An 18,567-nucleotide genomic window follows, 5' to 3' on the forward strand; every position below is an offset into this window, starting at 1 on the left:
TTATCCGCCATAGCTCAGTTGGTAGTAGCGCATGACTGTTAATCATGATGTCGTAGGTTCGAGTCCTACTGGCGGAGTACTAAACGTTCTACGGAACGTTTTTTTATTTTGTTGAAATAGGTATAATAGTTTTGTATCATTTTCACATCTATTTTTACTTCATTTTTTTGTTTTAAGTTATTTTAGCTTTTATTTTTTACGATACAGGATTTTTTATTTCTTTTGTTAACCTTTCTGATAAACTTGTTTTATCAATAAGAAAGGTTTTTTATATGCTTCAAAATTATTATGACTATTGTTTCCATTTCCTAAAACAGGTTGAAAAGGAATATTCGTTTTTAGTTCAGACAAGTGACGATTGGGAGTCGCTTCATTTAAAATTTCTTCTTTATTACTTAATCCGCTTTAGGATAAAAGATGAGAAGGATTTTATTCTCTGCCATTTTAGGGCTGCTTATCGTATCTACCTAAATCGTTTACTGGGACATCGATTTACATATTGTTAGTAAGCATAGTTAATTTCCATTTATTACGAACGTTAGTTTATGGTTAGAAAAAAATATATAGAATAAGCTTTAAATTGGCCTTTTTTTAATTACAAATTGAAGGAAAACCCTAATCTTTTCTATTGTTTATTCTTGATTAAATGGTGTTTTTTTCTTATAATAAATTGTAAGATATAATTGTGGGTGAAAGTCCCACCATGTATATGAGAAAGGACGAGCCTTTTGGCTCAGACGAAAATATGACTTCAGTTGTTGTTGTAGGTACCCAATGGGGTGATGAAGGTAAAGGAAAAATTACAGATTTTCTTTCAGCTAATGCGGAAGTGATTGCTCGTTACCAAGGTGGTGACAATGCAGGGCACACTATCGTCATTGATGGGAAAAAATTTAAATTGCACTTGATTCCATCTGGTATTTTCTTCCCTGAAAAAATCTCTGTAATTGGGAATGGTATGGTTGTAAATCCTAAGTCTCTTGTCAATGAATTGTCATACCTTCATGCAGAGGGAGTTACAACGGATAACCTACGTATTTCTGATCGTGCGCATGTAATTTTGCCTTATCATATTGAGTTAGACCGTCTTCAAGAAGAAGCTAAGGGTGATAACAAGATTGGGACGACAATTAAAGGAATTGGTCCAGCCTATATGGACAAGGCAGCTCGTGTTGGAATTCGTATTGCGGATCTTTTGGATAAAGAAATTTTCCGTGAACGTTTAGAACGTAATCTTGCTGAGAAAAATCGTCAATTTGTAAAATTGTATGATAGTGAACCTATTTCAATTGATGATATTTTTGAAGAATACTATGAGTATGGCCAACAAATCAAGCAATATGTGACTGATACTTCCGTAATCTTGAACGATGCACTTGATAATGGGAAACGTGTTCTCTTTGAAGGTGCACAAGGTGTTATGTTAGACATCGACCAAGGTACTTATCCGTTTGTTACTTCATCAAACCCTGTTGCTGGTGGTGTTACTATCGGTTCTGGTGTGGGCCCAAGTAAAATCGATAAGGTTGTCGGTGTATGTAAGGCCTATACTAGTCGTGTAGGAGACGGTCCTTTCCCAACTGAACTATTTGATGAAGTTGGACATCGTATCCGTGAAGTTGGGCATGAGTATGGAACAACTACTGGTCGTCCACGTCGTGTAGGTTGGTTTGACTCAGTGGTTATGCGTCATAGTCGCCGTGTCTCTGGCATCACAAATCTCTCTTTGAACTCGATTGATGTGTTGAGTGGTTTGGATACTGTGAAAATTTGTGTGGCCTACGATCTTGATGGTCAACGTATTGATTACTATCCGGCTAGTCTCGAACAATTGAAACGTTGTAAACCAATCTACGAAGAATTGCCTGGTTGGTCTGAAGATATTACTGGAGTACGTACTTTGGAAGACCTTCCTGAAAATGCACGTAACTATGTTCGCCGTGTCAGTGAATTGGTGGGTGTTCGTATTTCTACCTTCTCAGTAGGTCCTGATCGTGATCAAACAAATATTTTAGAGAGTGTTTGGTCATAGGAGATTTTTTAAGATTTGTTTAAGACAGGTTGGATATACTATAGACAGTTACAAGAAGACCTCCTAACTTGTTGTAACAAATTTCCTAAACTTTTCTTTTTCATAATAATCTCCCTATAAAGTCACCGCATTCGGTGGCTTTTTTTGTGTTGAGAAACATGGTATAATGATAGAATTGATAGCTAGGAAGAGAGAGAGAAGAGATGAATTACACGCTTGAAGAGAAAGAAGCTTTTATGAGAGAGGCCTTAAAGGAGGCAGAAATTGCTTTAGAGCATGATGAAATCCCGATTGGTTGTGTGATTGTCAAGGATGGAAAAATCATAGGGAGGGGCCATAATGCGCGCGAGGAGTTGCAACGTGCAGTCATGCATGCAGAAATTATGGCTATAGAAAATGCTAATCTAAGCGAAGAGAGTTGGCGTTTGCTGGATTGTACGCTTTTTGTGACTATTGAGCCTTGCGTTATGTGTAGTGGGGCAATTGGTCTTGCCCGCATTCCAAACGTGGTCTACGGGGCTAAAAACCAAAAATTTGGCGCTGCTGGAAGCTTGTATGATATTTTGACAGATGAAAGACTCAATCACCGTGTGGACGTTGAAACAGGTGTTTTAGAGAGTGAGTGTGCAGCGATTATGCAAGACTTTTTCCGAAATCGACGTAAAAAATAATTTCTCTTTAAAAACAGAGGGGAATGTGGTATAATAACTAGTGGAGCAACAGTTCTGCGTGAAGCGGGTCAGGGGAGGAATCCAGCAGCCCTAAGCGAGTGTGAATTGTGTGCTCTTTTTTCGTGCTTTTTTCGAATAAATAAGATAAAATAGCCTAGAATATAAGATTAAAAAAGAGGGGAAATATGAAAATTCGTGGTTTTGAATTAGTTTCTAGTTTTACGGATGAAAATTTGTTGCCAAAGCGTGAGACAGCTCATGCAGCTGGTTACGATTTAAAGGTTGCAGAACGTACTGTGATTGCTCCAGGAGAGATTGTTCTCGTCCCAACTGGTGTTAAGGCTTATATGCAGCCGACTGAGGTTCTCTACCTCTATGATCGTTCTTCAAACCCTCGTAAGAAGGGGCTAGTCTTGATCAATTCTGTGGGTGTCATTGATGGAGACTATTATGGCAACCCTGGAAATGAAGGACATATCTTTGCTCAGATGAAAAACATCACCGATCAAGAAGTTGTTCTTGAAGTTGGGGAACGTGTGGTCCAGGCTGTCTTTGCACCATTTTTAATCGCAGATGGAGATGAGGCGGATGGCGTACGGACCGGTGGATTTGGGTCAACAGGGCACTAAGATGAAGATTATCTTTGTACGTCATGGAGAGCCAGATTATAGTATGCTTGATAAACTTGAAAACCCGCAACTCTATAGTGGTTTTGGTCGTGATTTAGCACCATTGACAGGAAAAGGGCGCGGTCTAGCAAAAGAAGTTGCTAAAACTGCATGTTTTGGAAAGGCAGAGATTATTATTTCATCATCTGTGACGAGGGCTTTAGAAACAGCACATTATATAGCGGTTGAAACAGGATTGGACTTATTTGTAGAGCCGTTTTTTCATGAGTGGCGTCCAGACTTAGATGGCACTAACTCTGATTTAACTAGTGTATTGGTAGCTCATGAATATTATCTAAAACATCAAGGAGGTTTATCTGAAGATTCTCCTTATCGCTATGAAACTGATCTAGAGATGCGTCATCGTTTTTTAAGAGCTTTGGAAAAATATAAAGATTATAAAACTATTATCATTGTAACTCACGGAATGCTCATGCGCCAATTTGTACCAGACGAGAAGATTGATTTTTGCCAAGTGATTGAGTGTGAGATAGAGATATAGAAAGAGGTTTATTATAGCAAAGAAAAAGGCGACATTTGTGTGTCAAAATTGTGAATATAACTCACCTAAGTATTTAGGACGCTGTCCAAACTGTGGGTCTTGGTCTTCTTTTGTGGAGGAAGTTGAGGTTGCAGAAGTCAAAAATGCGCGTGTGTCCTTGACAGGTGAGAAAACCAAGCCTATGAAATTGGCTGAAGTAACTTCTATTAATGTCAATCGAACCAAGACTGAGATGGAGGAATTCAACCGTGTACTCGGTGGAGGTGTGGTACCAGGGAGTCTTGTCCTTATCGGTGGGGATCCAGGGATTGGGAAATCAACCCTTCTCTTACAAGTATCAACCCAGTTATCTCATGTGGGAACGGTTCTCTATGTCAGTGGAGAGGAGTCGGCCCAACAGATCAAACTCCGTGCAGAGCGTTTAGGTGATATTGATAGCGAATTTTATCTCTATGCAGAGACCAATATGCAAAGCGTTCGTGCAGAAGTAGAGCGCATCCAGCCAGATTTCCTTATTATCGATTCGATCCAGACCATTATGTCTCCTGAGATTTCAGGGGTGCAGGGGTCAGTTTCCCAGGTACGCGAGGTAACTGCTGAACTCATGCAGTTGGCCAAGACTAATAACATCGCTATCTTTATCGTAGGGCATGTGACCAAGGAGGGAACCTTGGCTGGTCCTCGGATGTTGGAACATATGGTGGATACGGTGCTTTACTTTGAAGGGGAACGCCACCATACCTTCCGTATCTTGAGAGCGGTCAAAAACCGTTTTGGCTCCACCAATGAGATTGGGATCTTCGAGATGCAGTCGGGCGGTCTAGTTGAGGTACTCAATCCGAGTCAAGTTTTCCTAGAAGAACGTTTAGACGGTGCGACTGGTTCGTCCATCGTGGTGACTATGGAAGGAACACGTCCAATTCTTGCGGAAGTGCAGGCCTTGGTGACGCCAACCATGTTTGGAAACGCTAAGCGTACGACGACAGGGCTTGATTTCAATCGAGCTAGTCTGATTATGGCTGTCTTGGAGAAACGGGCAGGCTTACTCCTTCAAAATCAGGATGCCTATCTCAAATCGGCTGGTGGTGTCAAATTAGATGAGCCTGCCATTGACCTGGCTGTTGCGGTTGCTATTGCTTCGAGCTACAAGGACAAGCCAACCAATCCCCAGGAATGTTTTGTAGGAGAGTTGGGTTTGACGGGAGAGATTCGGCGCGTAAATCGTATCGAACAACGGATCAATGAAGCTGCTAAGCTTGGATTTACAAAAATCTATGTACCAAAAAATTCCCTAACAGGTATAAAGCCACCTAAGGAAATTCAGGTGATTGGGGTGACAACTATTCAGGAAGTCTTGAAAAAAGTATTCTCCTAATAGTTAAACTTAGTTTTAGATTGCAAAATATTTTGTAGCCAATATTTATAAAAAAGGAGGAATTTCTGATGAAATTTTCTATGGATAGTCACATGCAATTTCCTTTGGTAGAGTTGTCGCTCAATCAGGGAGAAACGCTCTTTATCCAGCGCGGTAGTATGGTTTACCATACACCCAATGTAAGTCTAAATACCCAGCTCAATGCAAGCGGTTCTGGTTTGGGACGTTTTGTCAAAGCTGTGGGGCGTTCGATGGTTTCTGGCGAAAGCACCTTCATTACTCAAGCTGTTGCAGAGTCAGATAACGGCAACCTTGCTCTAGCACCAGATACTCCTGGTCAAGTGATTGCTCTTGAGCTAGGCGAAAAGCAATATCGATTGAATGATGGGGCTTTTCTAGCTCTTGATGGTACGGCCTTCTATACAATGGAGCGCCAGTCTATCGGGAAGGCTCTGTTTGGAGGGCAAGGCGGTCTCTTTGTGATGACAACCCAAGGTCAGGGGACTCTCTTGGCCAATGCTTTTGGTTCTATTAAGAAAATTGAACTGCAAAACCAAGAAATGACGATCGACAATGCCCATGTGGTTGCTTGGGACCAGTTTTTGGACTATAATATCCATCTAGAAAATGGCTTCTGGCAATCTATCGGTACAGGTGAAGGAGTCGTTAATACCTTCCGAGGTACGGGTGAGGTTTATGTACAAAGCCTCAATCTTCAGAGCTTTGCAGGATCTCTTAACAAGTATATCCAAAAAGGTTCATAACAATAAAAAAACTAGGACAGGGCCCCAAGTTAGTTGCTGGATGTCTCTGTCCTAGTTTTCTATATATAGTCTGAAAGCTGACAAACGAGGTAAAAGATGGTAAGATAGAAAATAAATAATTTGGTGTTCAAATTATCTTGAAAGTAAGAAAGTGTGTTGTCATGTCCTATTTCGAACAATTTATGCAGGCTAATCAGGCTTATGTGGCCTTACACGGAGAACTCAATCTTCCAATCAAACCTAAAACAAGAGTAGCGATTGTCACTTGTATGGATTCTCGTTTACATGTTGCCCAAGCTTTGGGGCTTGCACTGGGTGATGCCCATATTTTACGGAATGCGGGTGGCCGTGTGACAGATGACATGATCCGTTCCCTCGTGATTTCCCAGCAACAAATGGGAACAAGAGAAATTGTGGTTCTCCATCATACAGACTGTGGTGCTCAAACTTTCAATAATGAGGATTTTCAAGAGCACTTAAAATGCGAACTGGGAGTTGATGTATCTGGTCAAGATTTTCTTCCTTTCCAAGACGTTGAGGAAAGTGTTCGCGAGGATATTAAATTGCTTCGAGAATGTCCGTTAATTCCAGATGATGTCATTATTTCGGGGGCTGTTTATGATGTGGACACAGGAAGAATGATTGAAGTATACTAATTTTCCATTTGAAAGTGTATATCATACAGATGATAAGGTAGTAGATTTTCGCTTGGATATCACTAATATAAAATAGCATAAGACAAGGGTATAAAAGTCTACTCTTGTCTTATTTTTTATTGAAAAATTGAAAAAAAAGCGCTACAATGGTAGTTGGAAAAGTGTTGTGGAAAACACAAGCGATACATAAATACTGGAGGAAATCATGTCTTTTTCTGACTTAAAGCTGTTTGCCCTCTCCTCAAATAGGGAATTGGCAGAGCGTGTGGCACAAGAAATTGGAATGGAATTGGGAAAATCAAGTGTTCGCCAATTTTCAGACGGAGAGATTCAGGTCAATATTGAAGAATCTATCCGTGGAAAACACGTCTTTATCCTGCAATCAACTAGTTCACCAGTCAATGACAATTTGCTTGAAATCTTAATCATGGTGGATGCTTTGAAGCGTGCTAGTGCAGAGTCTGTTAATGTAGTCATGCCTTACTATGGCTATGCACGTCAGGATAGAAAGGCGAGAGCTCGTGAGCCGATTACTTCGAAACTTGTTGCAAATATGCTTGAAGTTGCTGGTGTAGATCGCTTGTTGACCATTGACTTACACGCTGCACAGATTCAAGGCTTCTTTGATATTCCTGTAGATCACTTGATGGGTGCTCCGTTGATTGCGGACTATTTTGAACGTCGTGGTATGGTTGGTTCTGACTATGTGGTTGTTAGTCCAGACCATGGTGGGGTGACTCGTGCTCGTAAATTAGCAGAGTTCTTAAAAACGCCAATTGCCATTATTGACAAACGTCGTAGCGTGGATAAGATGAATACTAGTGAAGTGATGAACATCATTGGTAAGGTAGAAGGCAAGACTTGTATCTTGATCGACGATATGATTGATACAGCTGGAACTATTTGTCATGCGGCAGATGCACTTGCTGAAGCAGGTGCTGTTGAAGTTTACGCAAGCTGTACGCACCCAGTTCTTTCAGGGCCTGCTATGGATAATATCCAGAAGTCTGCGATTAAAAAATTAGTGGTGCTTGATACGATTTACCTCCCAGAAGACCGTTTGATTGACAAGATTGAACAAATCTCTATCGCCCACCTTTTGGCGGATGCCATTGTCCGTATCCACGAAAAACGCCCACTTTCTCCATTGTTTAATATGGAAAAGACCATTTAAAAAGTATCGTCAAACAGATTAAGTTATTTTTACATAATAGCGAGAAACTATTTTAGAATCACTAGCAGCAAAGCGCAAAGATGAACTGATAAATCCAGAGTTACAATGGAATAACACGACAGATTGTTCGGACTTTGCTTGCTTTTGAGCCTGACATCCCAAGAATTTCGCTTGGTTTTTGAGATTACTATTAATGTTACTTATTTTTATTAGAAATTATAAAAAAATTTTTTAAAAAAGCTTGACAACTTAAAAATATGTGATATAATTTGTTTTAATAAGGATTGTCCTTATAATTAAATTTAAAAATTAAAGAGGAGATAAAACAATGAAAAAAGTTTTATTATCATCAGTAGTAGCTCTTGCAGTATTCTCTGCAGCAGCTCCAGCATTTGCAGATATCAATGGTGGAGCTAACACTCCTGGAGCATATGATTCACGTGAAGCATATGAAAACCAATCTGAATTCGTAAGTGCTCGTACAGTTGAAGAGTACCTTGCAGGTCACCAAGAAGATATCGCAGCTGAAGCAGCAGCTGATCCAGCAGTAGTAGCAGCTAAAGCAGCTTTGGATGCAGTTGAAGGTGGAAGCCACAAGTATGGTGAAATCAAAGCAGCATACGATGAAGCATATAACGAAGCATTCTTAAAAGTACGTAACGTATATGTAGAAAAATTCCAAAATGTACAAAATTCAGCTAAGAAAGCTGAAGGCAACTACTACATCTTGAATGAAACTCCAGAGCAAAAAAATGCTCGTTATTTGAAAGAACATGGTCTATCTGACCAAGCAGCAGCTGATCAAGTTTCAGCTGATCAAGCAGCAGCTGATCAAGCAGCAACTGAACCAGAATCTGGTACTGCTGTAGACCAAGCTAAAAAAGCTGACGAAGCAGCTAAAAAAGCTGGTGCTTCTGCAAAAGCAGGTCAAAAAGCTCTTCCAAAAACACACGCTGTTAAATAATTAATTTATTTGGTGAAGTATCCTATCACTGAAACTTTGTTTCAGTGATTTTTTTGGTAAATAATGAGGGAAAAATGATGAGTGGACATTCTAGGACAAAAAAAACACCTATTGGTAAAATAATTGCTTCTATCATTACAGTAGCTGTTGTTGCCTTAGGAGGCTTCTTTATCTACAGTAGCTTCCTAGCTCCAAAATCAGATAAACAAAATGATGTTAAAGTTACTCAGGAGGCTTCAAAACAGGCCTATACTGTTAGTGCAGAAGAAAAGGAATATCTCGCTAATAAATTTAAAGGCCTACTTGCAACCAACTCTGAAACTGTGGCTTATGTATATATTCCAGGTACACAGTTAGATGAACCAGTCGTTCAAACAACGGATAATGCGACTTATTTAGATAAGCGCTTTGATGGCGTTAATGAGCCTTTAATGGGGACAGTCTTTATGGACGCCGATAACAAGAAGGACTTTAGCGATCGATTGACTTGGTTATTTGGTCACGCTCGTGGAAGTAAAGTTCCTGACCATCGTATGTTTAAGGATGTAAATTACTTCAGTCGTCAAGATTATTTTGATAAACATCCGTATGTTGTTATTGAAACTCCAGAGAGAAAGTATTATTATGAAGCTGTTGCTATGATTATTGTTCCAGAAGAAACAGCTTTTTACCGTACAAGTTTTGATGATGATGCTGATTTTGAAAAGCAATTGACAACTATATATGATACTGCACAGGTTAAGAAACCAAATGTTAAGGTTTCGTCTAAAGATAAATATCTTGTTCTTTCTACTTGTCGTGAAGAAGATGATACAATCCGTGCCAACCTTTACCTTCGACAAATTCCTGATTCAGAGATGACTGACTTTGTCAAACAACATGGTGAAGAACTTCAGTATAAACCAACAAGATAATAAAATTAAAAAACTATATGAATCCTCCTAAAATGAAATATTTTTATTTTGGAGGATTTTTGATTTTCTTTTCGAGTGCAGCCCTGCAAGCCTTTTCAAAATGTGGTATACTGATGAAAAAGGAGGAATATTATGACTCAAGAATTTATCAATCCAAGTGATGGTGTCGTGCGTCAATACCTTGCGACCAGCAAAACAATTGCTGTAGTGGGTTTGTCTGACCGTGAGGAAACAACTAGCAATCGAGTTACCAAGGAAATGCAGGCTCGTGGGTATAAAATTATTCCAGTAAATCCTAAGGCTGCTGGTGGTCAAATCTTGGGAGAAAAGGCTTATGCTAGCCTAGCTGAGATTCCTTTTCCAGTAGATATTGTTGATGTTTACCGTCGCAGTGAGTTCTTGCCTGATATTGCGCGTGATTTTCTCAAGGCTGATGCAAGGATTTTCTGGGCTCAATTAGGACTTGAAAGCCTTGAAGCAGAAAAGATTTTACGTGCCGGAGGATGTGATGATATCGTCATGAATCGTTGCATCAAGAGAGAGCATACACGCTTAATTCTTGAACAATAAAAAGGTAGCCTACAGGCTACCTTTTGTGTTATACTCAATGAAAATCAAAGAGCAAACTAGGAAACTAGCCGCAGGCTGTACTTGAGTACGGCAAGATGAAGTTGACGTGGTTTGAATTTGATTTTCGAAGAGTATTAGAAAATACCGATAAGGGTTTGCATCCCAAGACTGGTTAGGATAATGGCGATCCAGCAAAGGGCTCCCAGGAGAATCGATTTTCCACTGGATTTAACCATCGTGATAAGATTGGTTTTGAGTCCGATAGCGCTCATTGCCATGATGATGAGGAATTTTGAGAGTTGTTTGAGAGGTGCGAAGAAGCTACTACTGATACCTAAAGAGGTAAGAAGAGTAGTTAGTAGGGAAGCTAGGATAAAGTAGAGAATAAAAAGTGGGAACACTTTTTTGATTTGAAAGCTTTGTTTATGGCTTTCTTGACGACTTTGCCAGTATGAAAGGAAAAGAGTGATGGGGATAATAGCTAGGGTGCGGGTTAATTTGACAATGGTTGCAGCTTCGAGAGTATTAGACTGATAAAGACTGTCCCAGGCGCTAGCAGTAGCTGTTACAGAAGAGGTATCGTTGACTGCCGTACCTGCAAAGAGGGAAAATCCTTCATTAGAGAGATGTAGCCAGGTTCCTAGGGTTGGAAAGATAAGAGCAGCTATGACATTGAAGAAAAAGATGACAGAGATGGCTTGAGCTACTTCTTTTTCTTTGGCATGAATGACAGGAGCTGTCGCAGCAATAGCAGAGCCTCCGCAAATAGAGGAACCAACACCAATCAAGGTAGCTAGCTTTGTATCTAAGTCAAAAAATCTCTGGAAGAGATAAGCTACAATCAAGGCGATAGAAATGGTTGAAAGAATCACGGGAAGAGAAGATTTCCCAACTGCAAAAACTTGTGAAATATTGAGTCCGAAACCGAGTAAGACAACCGCATATTGAAGCAGTTTTTTGGAGCTGTAAGTCAAGCCTGCATCCAGTTGTTTATAGGGAGTGAGAAAGTGGTGAAGCATCATCCCTATAAAGATGGCAAAAACAGGCGCTCCTACGACTGGAAAGAAACTTCCTAAATACCAAGAAACGATAGAAATGACAAGACAGACTGAGAGACCAGCCCCATTTTTTGATAGAAATGACATAAAAACCTCCTAAAAAATAAGCACTTCTTATTATAGTCTTATCTAGGAGAAAAGTAAAATAGAAAGCGACAGGGAGGGGATAGTATTAGATGGAATTTTGCGGTCAAGAAGCTTTTGTAGTATAATAGAAGTACGTTTTGAAAGTAGGAGGTATCAATGGACTTAACTAAGCGCTTTAACAAACAGTTAGACAAGATTCAAGTTTCTTTGATTCGTCAGTTTGATCAGGCTATTTCAACAATTCCTGGAGTCTTACGATTGACTTTAGGGGAACCTGATTTTACGACTCCAGAACATGTCAAGGAAGCAGCAAAAAGAGCAATCGATCAGAATCAATCCTACTATACCGGAATGAGTGGCTTGCTGACTTTGCGTCAGGCAGCTAGTGATTTTGTAAGAGAGAAATACCAATTAGACTATGCTCCTGAAAATGAGATTTTGGTCACAATTGGTGCGACAGAAGCTTTGTCAGCTACTTTGACAGCTATTTTGGAGGAAGGAGATAAGGTGCTCTTGCCAGCTCCTGCCTATCCAGGTTACGAACCCATTGTCAATCTAGTTGGTGCAGAGGTTGTTGAGATTGACACTACTGAGAATGGTTTTGTATTGACTCCGGAAATGCTTGAAAAAGCAATTCTGGAGCAAGGGGACAAGCTTAAGGCTGTCATTCTCAACTATCCAGCCAATCCGACAGGGATTACCTACAGTCGTGAGCAGTTGGAGGCTTTAGCGGCAGTACTACGCAAGTACGAGATTTTCGTTGTCTGTGATGAGGTCTACTCAGAATTGACTTATACTGGTGAAAATCATGTATCTCTGGGCACTATGCTGAGAGATCAAGCTATTATCATCAACGGTCTATCTAAGTCCCATGCCATGACCGGTTGGCGTTTAGGTTTTATCTTTGCACCAGCAAACTTTACATCCCAGTTAATTAAGAGTCATCAATATTTGGTGACTGCTGCAAATACCATGGCACAACATGCTGCAGTAGAAGCATTAACAGCTGGTAAGAATGATGCAGAACCGATGAAGAAGGAATATATTCAACGTCGAGACTACATTATCGAGAAGATGACGAATCTTGGGTTTGAGATTATCAAACCAGATGGTGCCTTTTATATCTTTGCCAAGATTCCAGCGGGCTACAATCAAGATTCATTTGCTTTTCTGAAAGATTTTGCGCAGAAGAAGGCGGTTGCCTTTATCCCGGGTGCTGCTTTTGGGCGCTACGGAGAAGGCTATGTTCGCATCTCTTATGCAGCTAGCATGGAAACCATCAGAGAAGCTATGAAACGACTAGAAGAGTACATGAGAGAAGTATGATCCAGTCTATTACGAGCCGAGGTTTAGTGCTCTACAATCGCAATTTCCGTGAGGATGATAAGCTTGTCAAAATCTTCACAGAGCAGGCAGGGAAACGCATGTTTTTTGTGAAACATGCTGGGCAAACAAAGTTAGCTCCTGTTATACAGCCCTTGGTGTTAGCGCGCTTTCTCATGAAAGTCAACGATGATGGTCTTAGCTATATCGAGGACTATCGTGAAGTGATGACATTTCCAAAGATTAATAGTGATCTTTTTGTTATGGCCTATGCGACCTATGTTGCAGCCTTGGCAGATGCAAGTTTGCAAGATAATCACGAGGATGCTCCCTTGTTTGCTTTTTTGCAAAAGACCTTGGAGCTGATGGAAGAGGGCTTAGACTATCAGATTTTGACCAATATCTTTGAAATTCAGATTTTGACCCGTTTTGGGATTAGTCTCAACTTTAATGAGTGTACCTTTTGTCATCGTGTGGGGCAAGCCTTTGACTTCTCCTTCAAATACGGGGGTTGCCTTTGTCCCGATCATTACCATGAAGATGAGAAACGATGTCATTTAAATCCCAATATTCCTTATCTGCTCAATCAATTTCAGGCTATTGACTTTGAAACTCTCGAAACCATTTCGCTCAAATCAGAAATCAAACAAGAATTACGGAAATTTATAGATCAACTCTATGAGGAATACGTCGGAATTCACTTAAAATCAAAGAAATTTATCGATTCCCTAGGAGACTGGGGCCAATTACTAAAAGAGGAAGACAAATGAAAAAAATCGCAGTAGATGCAATGGGTGGTGACTACGCACCACAAGCTATTGTAGAGGGTGTCAATCAAGCTCTTGCTGACTTTTCAGATATTGAGATTCAACTTTACGGAGACGAAAGTAAAATCAAGCAATATCTAACAGCGACAGAGCGCGTTAGTATTATCCATACTGATGAAAAAATAGACTCAGACGATGAGCCTACAAAAGCCATCCGTAAGAAGAAAAATGCCAGCATGGTATTGGCAGCTAAGGCTGTCAAAGATGGAGAGGCAGATGCTGTTCTCTCTGCAGGGAATACCGGTTCCTTGTTAGCAGCAGGGTTCTTCATCGTTGGTCGTATCAAAAATATCGATCGACCAGGTCTTATGTCAACACTACCAACAGTTGATGGTAAAGGATTTGACATGCTGGATCTCGGAGCTAATGCCGAAAATACAGCTCATCACCTCCATCAATACGCAATTCTAGGTTCCTTCTATGCCAGCAATGTTCGTGGAGTGAAAAATCCCCGTGTAGGGCTACTGAATAATGGTACAGAAAGTAGCAAGGGGGATCCACTCCGTAAGGAGGCCTACGATCTACTAGCTGCGGATGAACATCTAAACTTTGTTGGAAACGTGGAGGCGCGTGACTTGATGGATGGCGTAGCTGATGTTGTCGTAACCGATGGTTTCACGGGAAACGCTGTTCTAAAAGCGATTGAAGGTACTGCTATGGGTATCATGGGCTTGCTTAAAAATGCTATTGTAGGTGGAGGACTTAGAGCCAAGCTAGGTGCTTTCCTTCTTAAGGACAACCTCAGAGGTTTGAAAAAACAGCTCAACTATTCAGATGTTGGGGGTGCGGTTCTGTTTGGTGTTAAGGCACCAGTAGTCAAGACTCATGGCTCAAGTGACGCCAAGGCCGTATACAGTACGATTCGTCAGATTCGTACCATGCTAGAAACAGACGTAGTTGCTCAAACTGCGCGTGAATTTTCAGGAGAATAATATATATGACAGAAAAAGAAATTTTTGACCGTGTTGTTACGATTATCCAAGAACGTAAAGGGGAAGATTTTATCGTAACCGAAAACTTGAGTTTGAAGGATGATTTGAATGCTGATTCTGTAGATTTAATGGAATTTATCCTGACGATTGAGGAAGAATTTGGAATTGAAATCAGTGATGAGGAAATCGATAATCTCCATAGTGTTGCAGATGTATTAGCAGTCATTAAAAATAAAATATAAGAAAAAGCAACATGTTAGTCATGTTGCTTTTTTAATTAGTGTTTTAGGAGATTACACTTCAAATTCATAAAGAGCTGTAGATAAATAACGTTCTCCATTATCTGGTGCGAGGGCAAGGACTTTTTTACCTGCTCCAAGTTTTTTAGCAACTTCAATGGCAGCATAGATAGCTGCGGCAGAAGAAATACCTACTAAGAAACCTTCTTGACCACCGATGTGACGACCAAGTTCTAGAGCTTGTGCAGATGTTACGCGGACGATACCATCATAGGCTTTTGTATCGAGTGTGTCTGGGATAAATCCAGCTGAAATTCCTTGAATCTTGTGTGGTCCAGGTTTTTCGCCAGATAGGATAGCAGATTCGTCTGCTTCAACGGCATATACTTGAATATTTGGATTTGCTTTTTTTAGAGCGTGTGAAACACCTGAAACTGTTCCTCCAGTACCAACACCGCCAACAAAGGCATCTAATCCATCTGCACCGAAAGCTGCTAGAATTTCAGCACCTGTTGTTCTTTCGTGAACCTCTGGATTAGCAGGATTGTTAAATTGAAGTGGTAGGAAACCATCACGTTCTGCTGCAATTTCTTGAGCCTTAGCAATAGCACCTTTCATTCCTTCGCTACCTGGAGTGAGGACTAGTTCTGCACCGTAGGCTTGAATGATTTTACGGCGTTCAACACTCATAGTTTCAGGCATAACGATGACAACCTTGTAACCTTTAGCAGCACCAACCCATGAAAGACCGATACCGGTATTTCCACTAGTTGCTTCTACAATAGTAGAACCTGGTTTGAGTTTTCCGTCTTGCTCTGCTTTTTCAATCATGCTAAGAGCGATACGGTCTTTGACAGAAGAACCAGGATTAAACGCTTCTAGTTTTACGTAGACGTCTGCTGCACCTTCAGGTACGATGTTGTTTAATTTGACAATTGGTGTTTGTCCAATCAATTCTGTGATATTGTTATAAATAGTCATAATTCTACCTCTTTATCTAAGATGATACTAGTATAACGCTAGCAACAGTATTTGTAAAATATAGAAATCCTATCAAGGTGATAGGATTTTTTTATATCTTTGGTATTTCCTAGTTTATTTGGATAGGAACTTCGATTTCTCGTAGACCTTGGTCTATTAAAGTAACTTTACCATTGTAAAATTCGATAAGGGAGGCTTTAGTATTCTCTTTATCTTCTTTGTCAACAAAGATCGTCGTCTCAACTTGATCGGTAAAATTAGTTTCAAGTTCCATAAGATGATGTCCTTTAAGGAAATTGCCATATTCTTGATACTGAGCGTAGCTCATTTGAATTTGAATTCCTGCTTGTTCCTTAATTTCAACAATTCCAATTTCCTTGACAGCAAGAGCAACACTACCTGCATAAGCGCGAATAAGACCACCGGCTCCAAGTTTGATACCACCAAAATATCGAGTAACAACTACACAGACATTGGTTAAATCGTGATTTTCTAGAACTCCTAGCATTGGTACACCAGCAGTACCACTTGGTTCTCCATCGTCACTAGTTCGTTTGATTTCACTACGCTCTCCAATAATAAAAGCAGAGCAGTTGTGGGTCGCTTTATAATGCTCTTTTTTAATAGCAGTGATGAAAGCTCGAGCTTCTTCTTCACTGTAGACACGCTTTGCATGGCAAATAAAGCGCGATTTTTTGATTTCTTCTTGGACTTGTCCGTCCTCTTTAATCGTTTTACATTCCATGATTTTATTGTACTAAAAAATAGGATAAAGTTCTAGATTTTACGAATAGAGAAGTATGAAAACAAATTCAAATTATTTAGGCCGACTTTTTACTGAACAAGAATTAAGTGTAGAAGAACGTGAATTAGCAGTCAAACTACCAAGTATGAGAAAAGAGAAGGGGAAACTTATTTGTCAACGTTGTGATAGTTTGATTCAGGAGGAATGGTTTTTGCCGCTTGATGCTTATTACTGTCGAGAATGTTTATTGATGAAACGAGTTCGGAGTGATCAAGCATTATATCATTTTCCGCAGGAAGTATTTCCTAGGCAAGATGTTCTAAAATGGCAGGGGCGATTAACTCCATTTCAAGCGAAGGTATCAGAAGGTTTACTTCAAGCTCTAGAAAGTAAGCAACCGACTCTAGTTCATGCTGTGACTGGCGCAGGAAAGACAGAGATGATTTATCAAGTTGTGGCGAAAGTCATTAATGATGGTGGTGCAGTTTGCTTGGCGAGTCCACGGATAGATGTTTGTTTAGAGTTATATAAGCGACTACAGAATGATTTTACCTGTGACATCGCACTTTTACATGGTGAGTCTGAGCCATATTTTAGGACACCCCTAGTTATTGCAACGACTCACCAGCTGTTAAAGTTCTACCAGGCTTTTGATTTATTAATAGTAGATGAGGTAGATGCTTTCCCCTATGTTGACAATAAAATGCTTTACAAAGCTGTAAAGAATTGTGTAAAGGAGGATGGCCTCAGTATATTTCTTACAGCAACTTCTACAGACGAGTTGGACAAAAAGGTTCGCTTAGGAGAGTTGAAAAGGTTAAGCCTACCAAGGCGATTTCATGGCAACCCCTTAATTATTCCCAAACCGGTCTGGTTATCCGCATTGAATAGCTACTTGGATAAACATCGTTTACCTCCCAGATTAAAAAACTATATTGAAAAACAACGAAAAACCGGTTATCCCTTACTCGTGTTTGCATCGGAGATTAAGAAAGGAGAAAAATTAAAAGAGATCTTGCAGGAGCAATTTCCAAAGGAGAAAATTGGCTTCGTTTCTTCGGTAACAGAAGATCGATTAGAACAAGTTCAAGCTTTTAGGGATAGGAAATTAACGATTTTAATAAGTACAACTATATTGGAACGAGGAGTTACCTTTCCTTGTGTGGATGTATGTGTCGTTGAAGCCAATCATCGTCTCTTTACAAAATCGAGTTTAATTCAAATTGGAGGGCGAGTTGGGCGTAGTATAGATAGACCAACTGGAGATTTAATTTTCTTTCATGATGGATTAAATGGTTCGATTAAGAAGGCTATAAAGGAAATTAAGCTGATGAACAAGGAGGCGGGACTATGACTTGTTTACTATGTGGGCAACATTTAAAAAACAATCAAACCTTTAGAAATCTTCTTTTATTGAAAAAGGAGGAGACCTCACTCTGTTTTACTTGTTCTTCAAGTTTTGAAAAGATTGGGGAGGAACATTGCCCAAATTGTCATAAGGTAGGAGTGTCAACTATGTGTCAAGACTGTCAATTTTGGTGTAAAGCAGGGATTGACGTAAGCCATGAAGCAATTTTTACTTATAATCAAGCCATGAAGGATTACTTTAGTCGTTATAAGTTTGATGGAGACTATATTCTTAGAAAAATTTTCGCATCGATTTTAAGGGAAAAATTGAGAAAGTACAAAGAATTTCAAATGATTATAATACCTTTGAGTCCTGGAAGGTTCTCCAAAAGAGGGTTCAATCAGGTCGAGGGATTGGTAGAAGCGGCAGGGCTCTCCTATTGGGATTTATTAGGAAAAAATGAAGAGTTAGCAAGCTCTTCAAAAAACCGTTCAGAACGGTTGACAACCGAACTTCCATTTTTTATTAAAGATGGAGTTACGATTCCAAAGAAGATTCTATTGGTTGATGATATTTATACTACTGGGGCGACTATTAACCGTGTAAAAAAACTATTTGAAGATAGAGGGGCCGAGGAGGTTAGGACATTTTCCCTCGTAAGATGAGGAAAAAGATTGCAATAACCATTTGAAAGCGTTATAATAGAATAGAAAAACAAATATGCTTAGAAAGAAGGT

The 18,567-nt window shown here is 39.9% G+C and carries 21 protein-coding genes, 1 tRNA gene and 1 other RNA gene; 20 read left to right on the plus strand and 3 right to left on the minus strand.

Going from position 1 to position 18,567, the window contains the following annotated elements; all coding sequences use genetic code 11:
- Positions 1-3: 3 nt before the first annotated feature.
- The 14 genes from HMPREF3237_RS01365 to HMPREF3237_RS01430 all read left to right on the plus strand — a co-directional run bounded on the left by HMPREF3237_RS01365 (position 4) and on the right by HMPREF3237_RS01430 (position 10,290).
- Positions 4-77 (plus strand) — tRNA-Asn (locus HMPREF3237_RS01365).
- Positions 78-272: 195 nt separating this feature from the next.
- A complete protein-coding gene (gene comW, locus HMPREF3237_RS09015) occupies positions 273-506 on the plus strand; it encodes a sigma(X)-activator ComW (RefSeq protein ID WP_025168550.1) in 234 nt (77 codons plus the stop codon).
- A gap of 239 nt (positions 507-745) precedes the next feature.
- The gene (locus HMPREF3237_RS01375; RefSeq protein WP_070888636.1) at positions 746-2,032 is read left to right on the plus strand and encodes an adenylosuccinate synthase; all 1,287 of its coding nucleotides are present in this window, start codon (positions 746-748) and stop codon (positions 2,030-2,032) included.
- A gap of 203 nt (positions 2,033-2,235) precedes the next feature.
- Positions 2,236-2,703 (plus strand): tRNA adenosine(34) deaminase TadA, encoded by a 468-nt coding sequence (gene tadA / locus HMPREF3237_RS01380; protein WP_070888595.1) that lies wholly within the window; start codon positions 2,236-2,238, stop codon positions 2,701-2,703.
- A gap of 32 nt (positions 2,704-2,735) precedes the next feature.
- An RNA gene (gene ffs / locus HMPREF3237_RS01385) (signal recognition particle sRNA small type) lies at positions 2,736-2,834 on the plus strand.
- A 54-nt stretch (positions 2,835-2,888) separates the two neighbouring features.
- The gene (locus HMPREF3237_RS01390; RefSeq protein WP_000701981.1) at positions 2,889-3,332 is read left to right on the plus strand and encodes a dUTP diphosphatase; all 444 of its coding nucleotides are present in this window, start codon (positions 2,889-2,891) and stop codon (positions 3,330-3,332) included.
- A 1-nt stretch (position 3,333) separates the two neighbouring features.
- Positions 3,334-3,873 carry a histidine phosphatase family protein gene (locus HMPREF3237_RS01395; protein WP_070888596.1) on the plus strand — a complete coding sequence of 180 codons (540 nt, stop codon included), beginning with the start codon at positions 3,334-3,336 and terminating at the stop codon, positions 3,871-3,873.
- Between the two features lie 13 nt (positions 3,874-3,886).
- Positions 3,887-5,248: a DNA repair protein RadA gene (radA, locus tag HMPREF3237_RS01400; protein ID WP_083327651.1), complete on the plus strand. Its 1,362-nt coding sequence runs from the start codon at positions 3,887-3,889 to the stop codon at positions 5,246-5,248.
- A 68-nt stretch (positions 5,249-5,316) separates the two neighbouring features.
- On the plus strand, positions 5,317-6,012 hold the full coding sequence (locus HMPREF3237_RS01405) for a TIGR00266 family protein (protein WP_070888597.1): 696 nt from the start codon (positions 5,317-5,319) through the stop codon (positions 6,010-6,012).
- A 161-nt stretch (positions 6,013-6,173) separates the two neighbouring features.
- Positions 6,174-6,668: a beta-class carbonic anhydrase gene (locus tag HMPREF3237_RS01410; RefSeq protein WP_006144605.1), complete on the plus strand. Its 495-nt coding sequence runs from the start codon at positions 6,174-6,176 to the stop codon at positions 6,666-6,668.
- Positions 6,669-6,873: 205 nt separating this feature from the next.
- On the plus strand, positions 6,874-7,842 hold the full coding sequence (locus HMPREF3237_RS01415; RefSeq protein ID WP_006144606.1) for a ribose-phosphate diphosphokinase: 969 nt from the start codon (positions 6,874-6,876) through the stop codon (positions 7,840-7,842).
- Between the two features lie 328 nt (positions 7,843-8,170).
- Positions 8,171-8,806, plus strand: coding sequence for an amylase-binding adhesin AbpA (gene abpA / locus HMPREF3237_RS01420; RefSeq protein ID WP_070888598.1), 636 nt, complete (start codon positions 8,171-8,173; stop codon positions 8,804-8,806).
- Positions 8,807-8,883: 77 nt separating this feature from the next.
- A complete protein-coding gene (gene srtB / locus HMPREF3237_RS01425) occupies positions 8,884-9,720 on the plus strand; it encodes a class B sortase, LPKTxAVK-specific (protein WP_070888638.1) in 837 nt (278 codons plus the stop codon).
- Between the two features lie 132 nt (positions 9,721-9,852).
- The gene (locus HMPREF3237_RS01430; RefSeq protein ID WP_070888599.1) at positions 9,853-10,290 is read left to right on the plus strand and encodes a CoA-binding protein; all 438 of its coding nucleotides are present in this window, start codon (positions 9,853-9,855) and stop codon (positions 10,288-10,290) included.
- Between the two features lie 134 nt (positions 10,291-10,424).
- On the opposite strand, the gene HMPREF3237_RS01435 is transcribed toward HMPREF3237_RS01430, so the two are convergent.
- Complete coding sequence (locus HMPREF3237_RS01435; RefSeq protein WP_006144612.1) at positions 10,425-11,435, minus strand: YeiH family protein; 1,011 nt, start codon at positions 11,433-11,435, stop codon at positions 10,425-10,427.
- Positions 11,436-11,591: 156 nt separating this feature from the next.
- On the opposite strand from HMPREF3237_RS01435, the gene HMPREF3237_RS01440 reads away from it, so the two are divergent.
- The 4 genes from HMPREF3237_RS01440 to HMPREF3237_RS01455 are packed head-to-tail and all read left to right on the plus strand — an operon-like array spanning position 11,592 to position 14,759.
- A complete protein-coding gene (locus HMPREF3237_RS01440) occupies positions 11,592-12,761 on the plus strand; it encodes a pyridoxal phosphate-dependent aminotransferase (RefSeq protein ID WP_070888600.1) in 1,170 nt (389 codons plus the stop codon).
- On the plus strand, positions 12,758-13,528 hold the full coding sequence (gene recO, locus HMPREF3237_RS01445) for a DNA repair protein RecO (RefSeq protein WP_070888601.1): 771 nt from the start codon (positions 12,758-12,760) through the stop codon (positions 13,526-13,528). Before HMPREF3237_RS01440 ends, recO begins: the two co-directional genes overlap by 4 nt.
- The gene (gene plsX / locus HMPREF3237_RS01450; protein WP_070888602.1) at positions 13,525-14,517 is read left to right on the plus strand and encodes a phosphate acyltransferase PlsX; all 993 of its coding nucleotides are present in this window, start codon (positions 13,525-13,527) and stop codon (positions 14,515-14,517) included. The genes recO and plsX overlap by 4 nt, the downstream gene beginning before the upstream one ends.
- A gap of 5 nt (positions 14,518-14,522) precedes the next feature.
- A complete protein-coding gene (locus HMPREF3237_RS01455; protein ID WP_070888603.1) occupies positions 14,523-14,759 on the plus strand; it encodes an acyl carrier protein in 237 nt (78 codons plus the stop codon).
- Between the two features lie 51 nt (positions 14,760-14,810).
- Here HMPREF3237_RS01455 and cysK read toward each other — a convergent pair whose 3' ends face one another.
- Both cysK and HMPREF3237_RS01465 read right to left on the minus strand, forming a co-directional pair.
- Positions 14,811-15,737, minus strand: a complete 927-nt coding sequence (gene cysK, locus HMPREF3237_RS01460; RefSeq protein ID WP_006144618.1) for a cysteine synthase A — start codon at positions 15,735-15,737, stop codon at positions 14,811-14,813.
- Between the two features lie 109 nt (positions 15,738-15,846).
- Positions 15,847-16,482, minus strand: coding sequence for a YigZ family protein (locus HMPREF3237_RS01465; RefSeq protein ID WP_070888604.1), 636 nt, complete (start codon positions 16,480-16,482; stop codon positions 15,847-15,849).
- A 55-nt stretch (positions 16,483-16,537) separates the two neighbouring features.
- On the opposite strand from HMPREF3237_RS01465, the gene HMPREF3237_RS01470 reads away from it, so the two are divergent.
- Positions 16,538-17,836, plus strand: coding sequence for an ATP-dependent helicase ComFA (locus HMPREF3237_RS01470; protein ID WP_006144623.1), 1,299 nt, complete (start codon positions 16,538-16,540; stop codon positions 17,834-17,836).
- Positions 17,833-18,495 carry a ComF family protein gene (locus tag HMPREF3237_RS01475; protein WP_006144624.1) on the plus strand — a complete coding sequence of 221 codons (663 nt, stop codon included), beginning with the start codon at positions 17,833-17,835 and terminating at the stop codon, positions 18,493-18,495. The genes HMPREF3237_RS01470 and HMPREF3237_RS01475 overlap by 4 nt, the downstream gene beginning before the upstream one ends.
- Positions 18,496-18,567: the final 72 nt, after the last annotated feature.

This window comes from Streptococcus sp. HMSC34B10 (assembly GCF_001839505.1).
Taxonomy (GTDB): domain Bacteria; phylum Bacillota; class Bacilli; order Lactobacillales; family Streptococcaceae; genus Streptococcus; species Streptococcus peroris.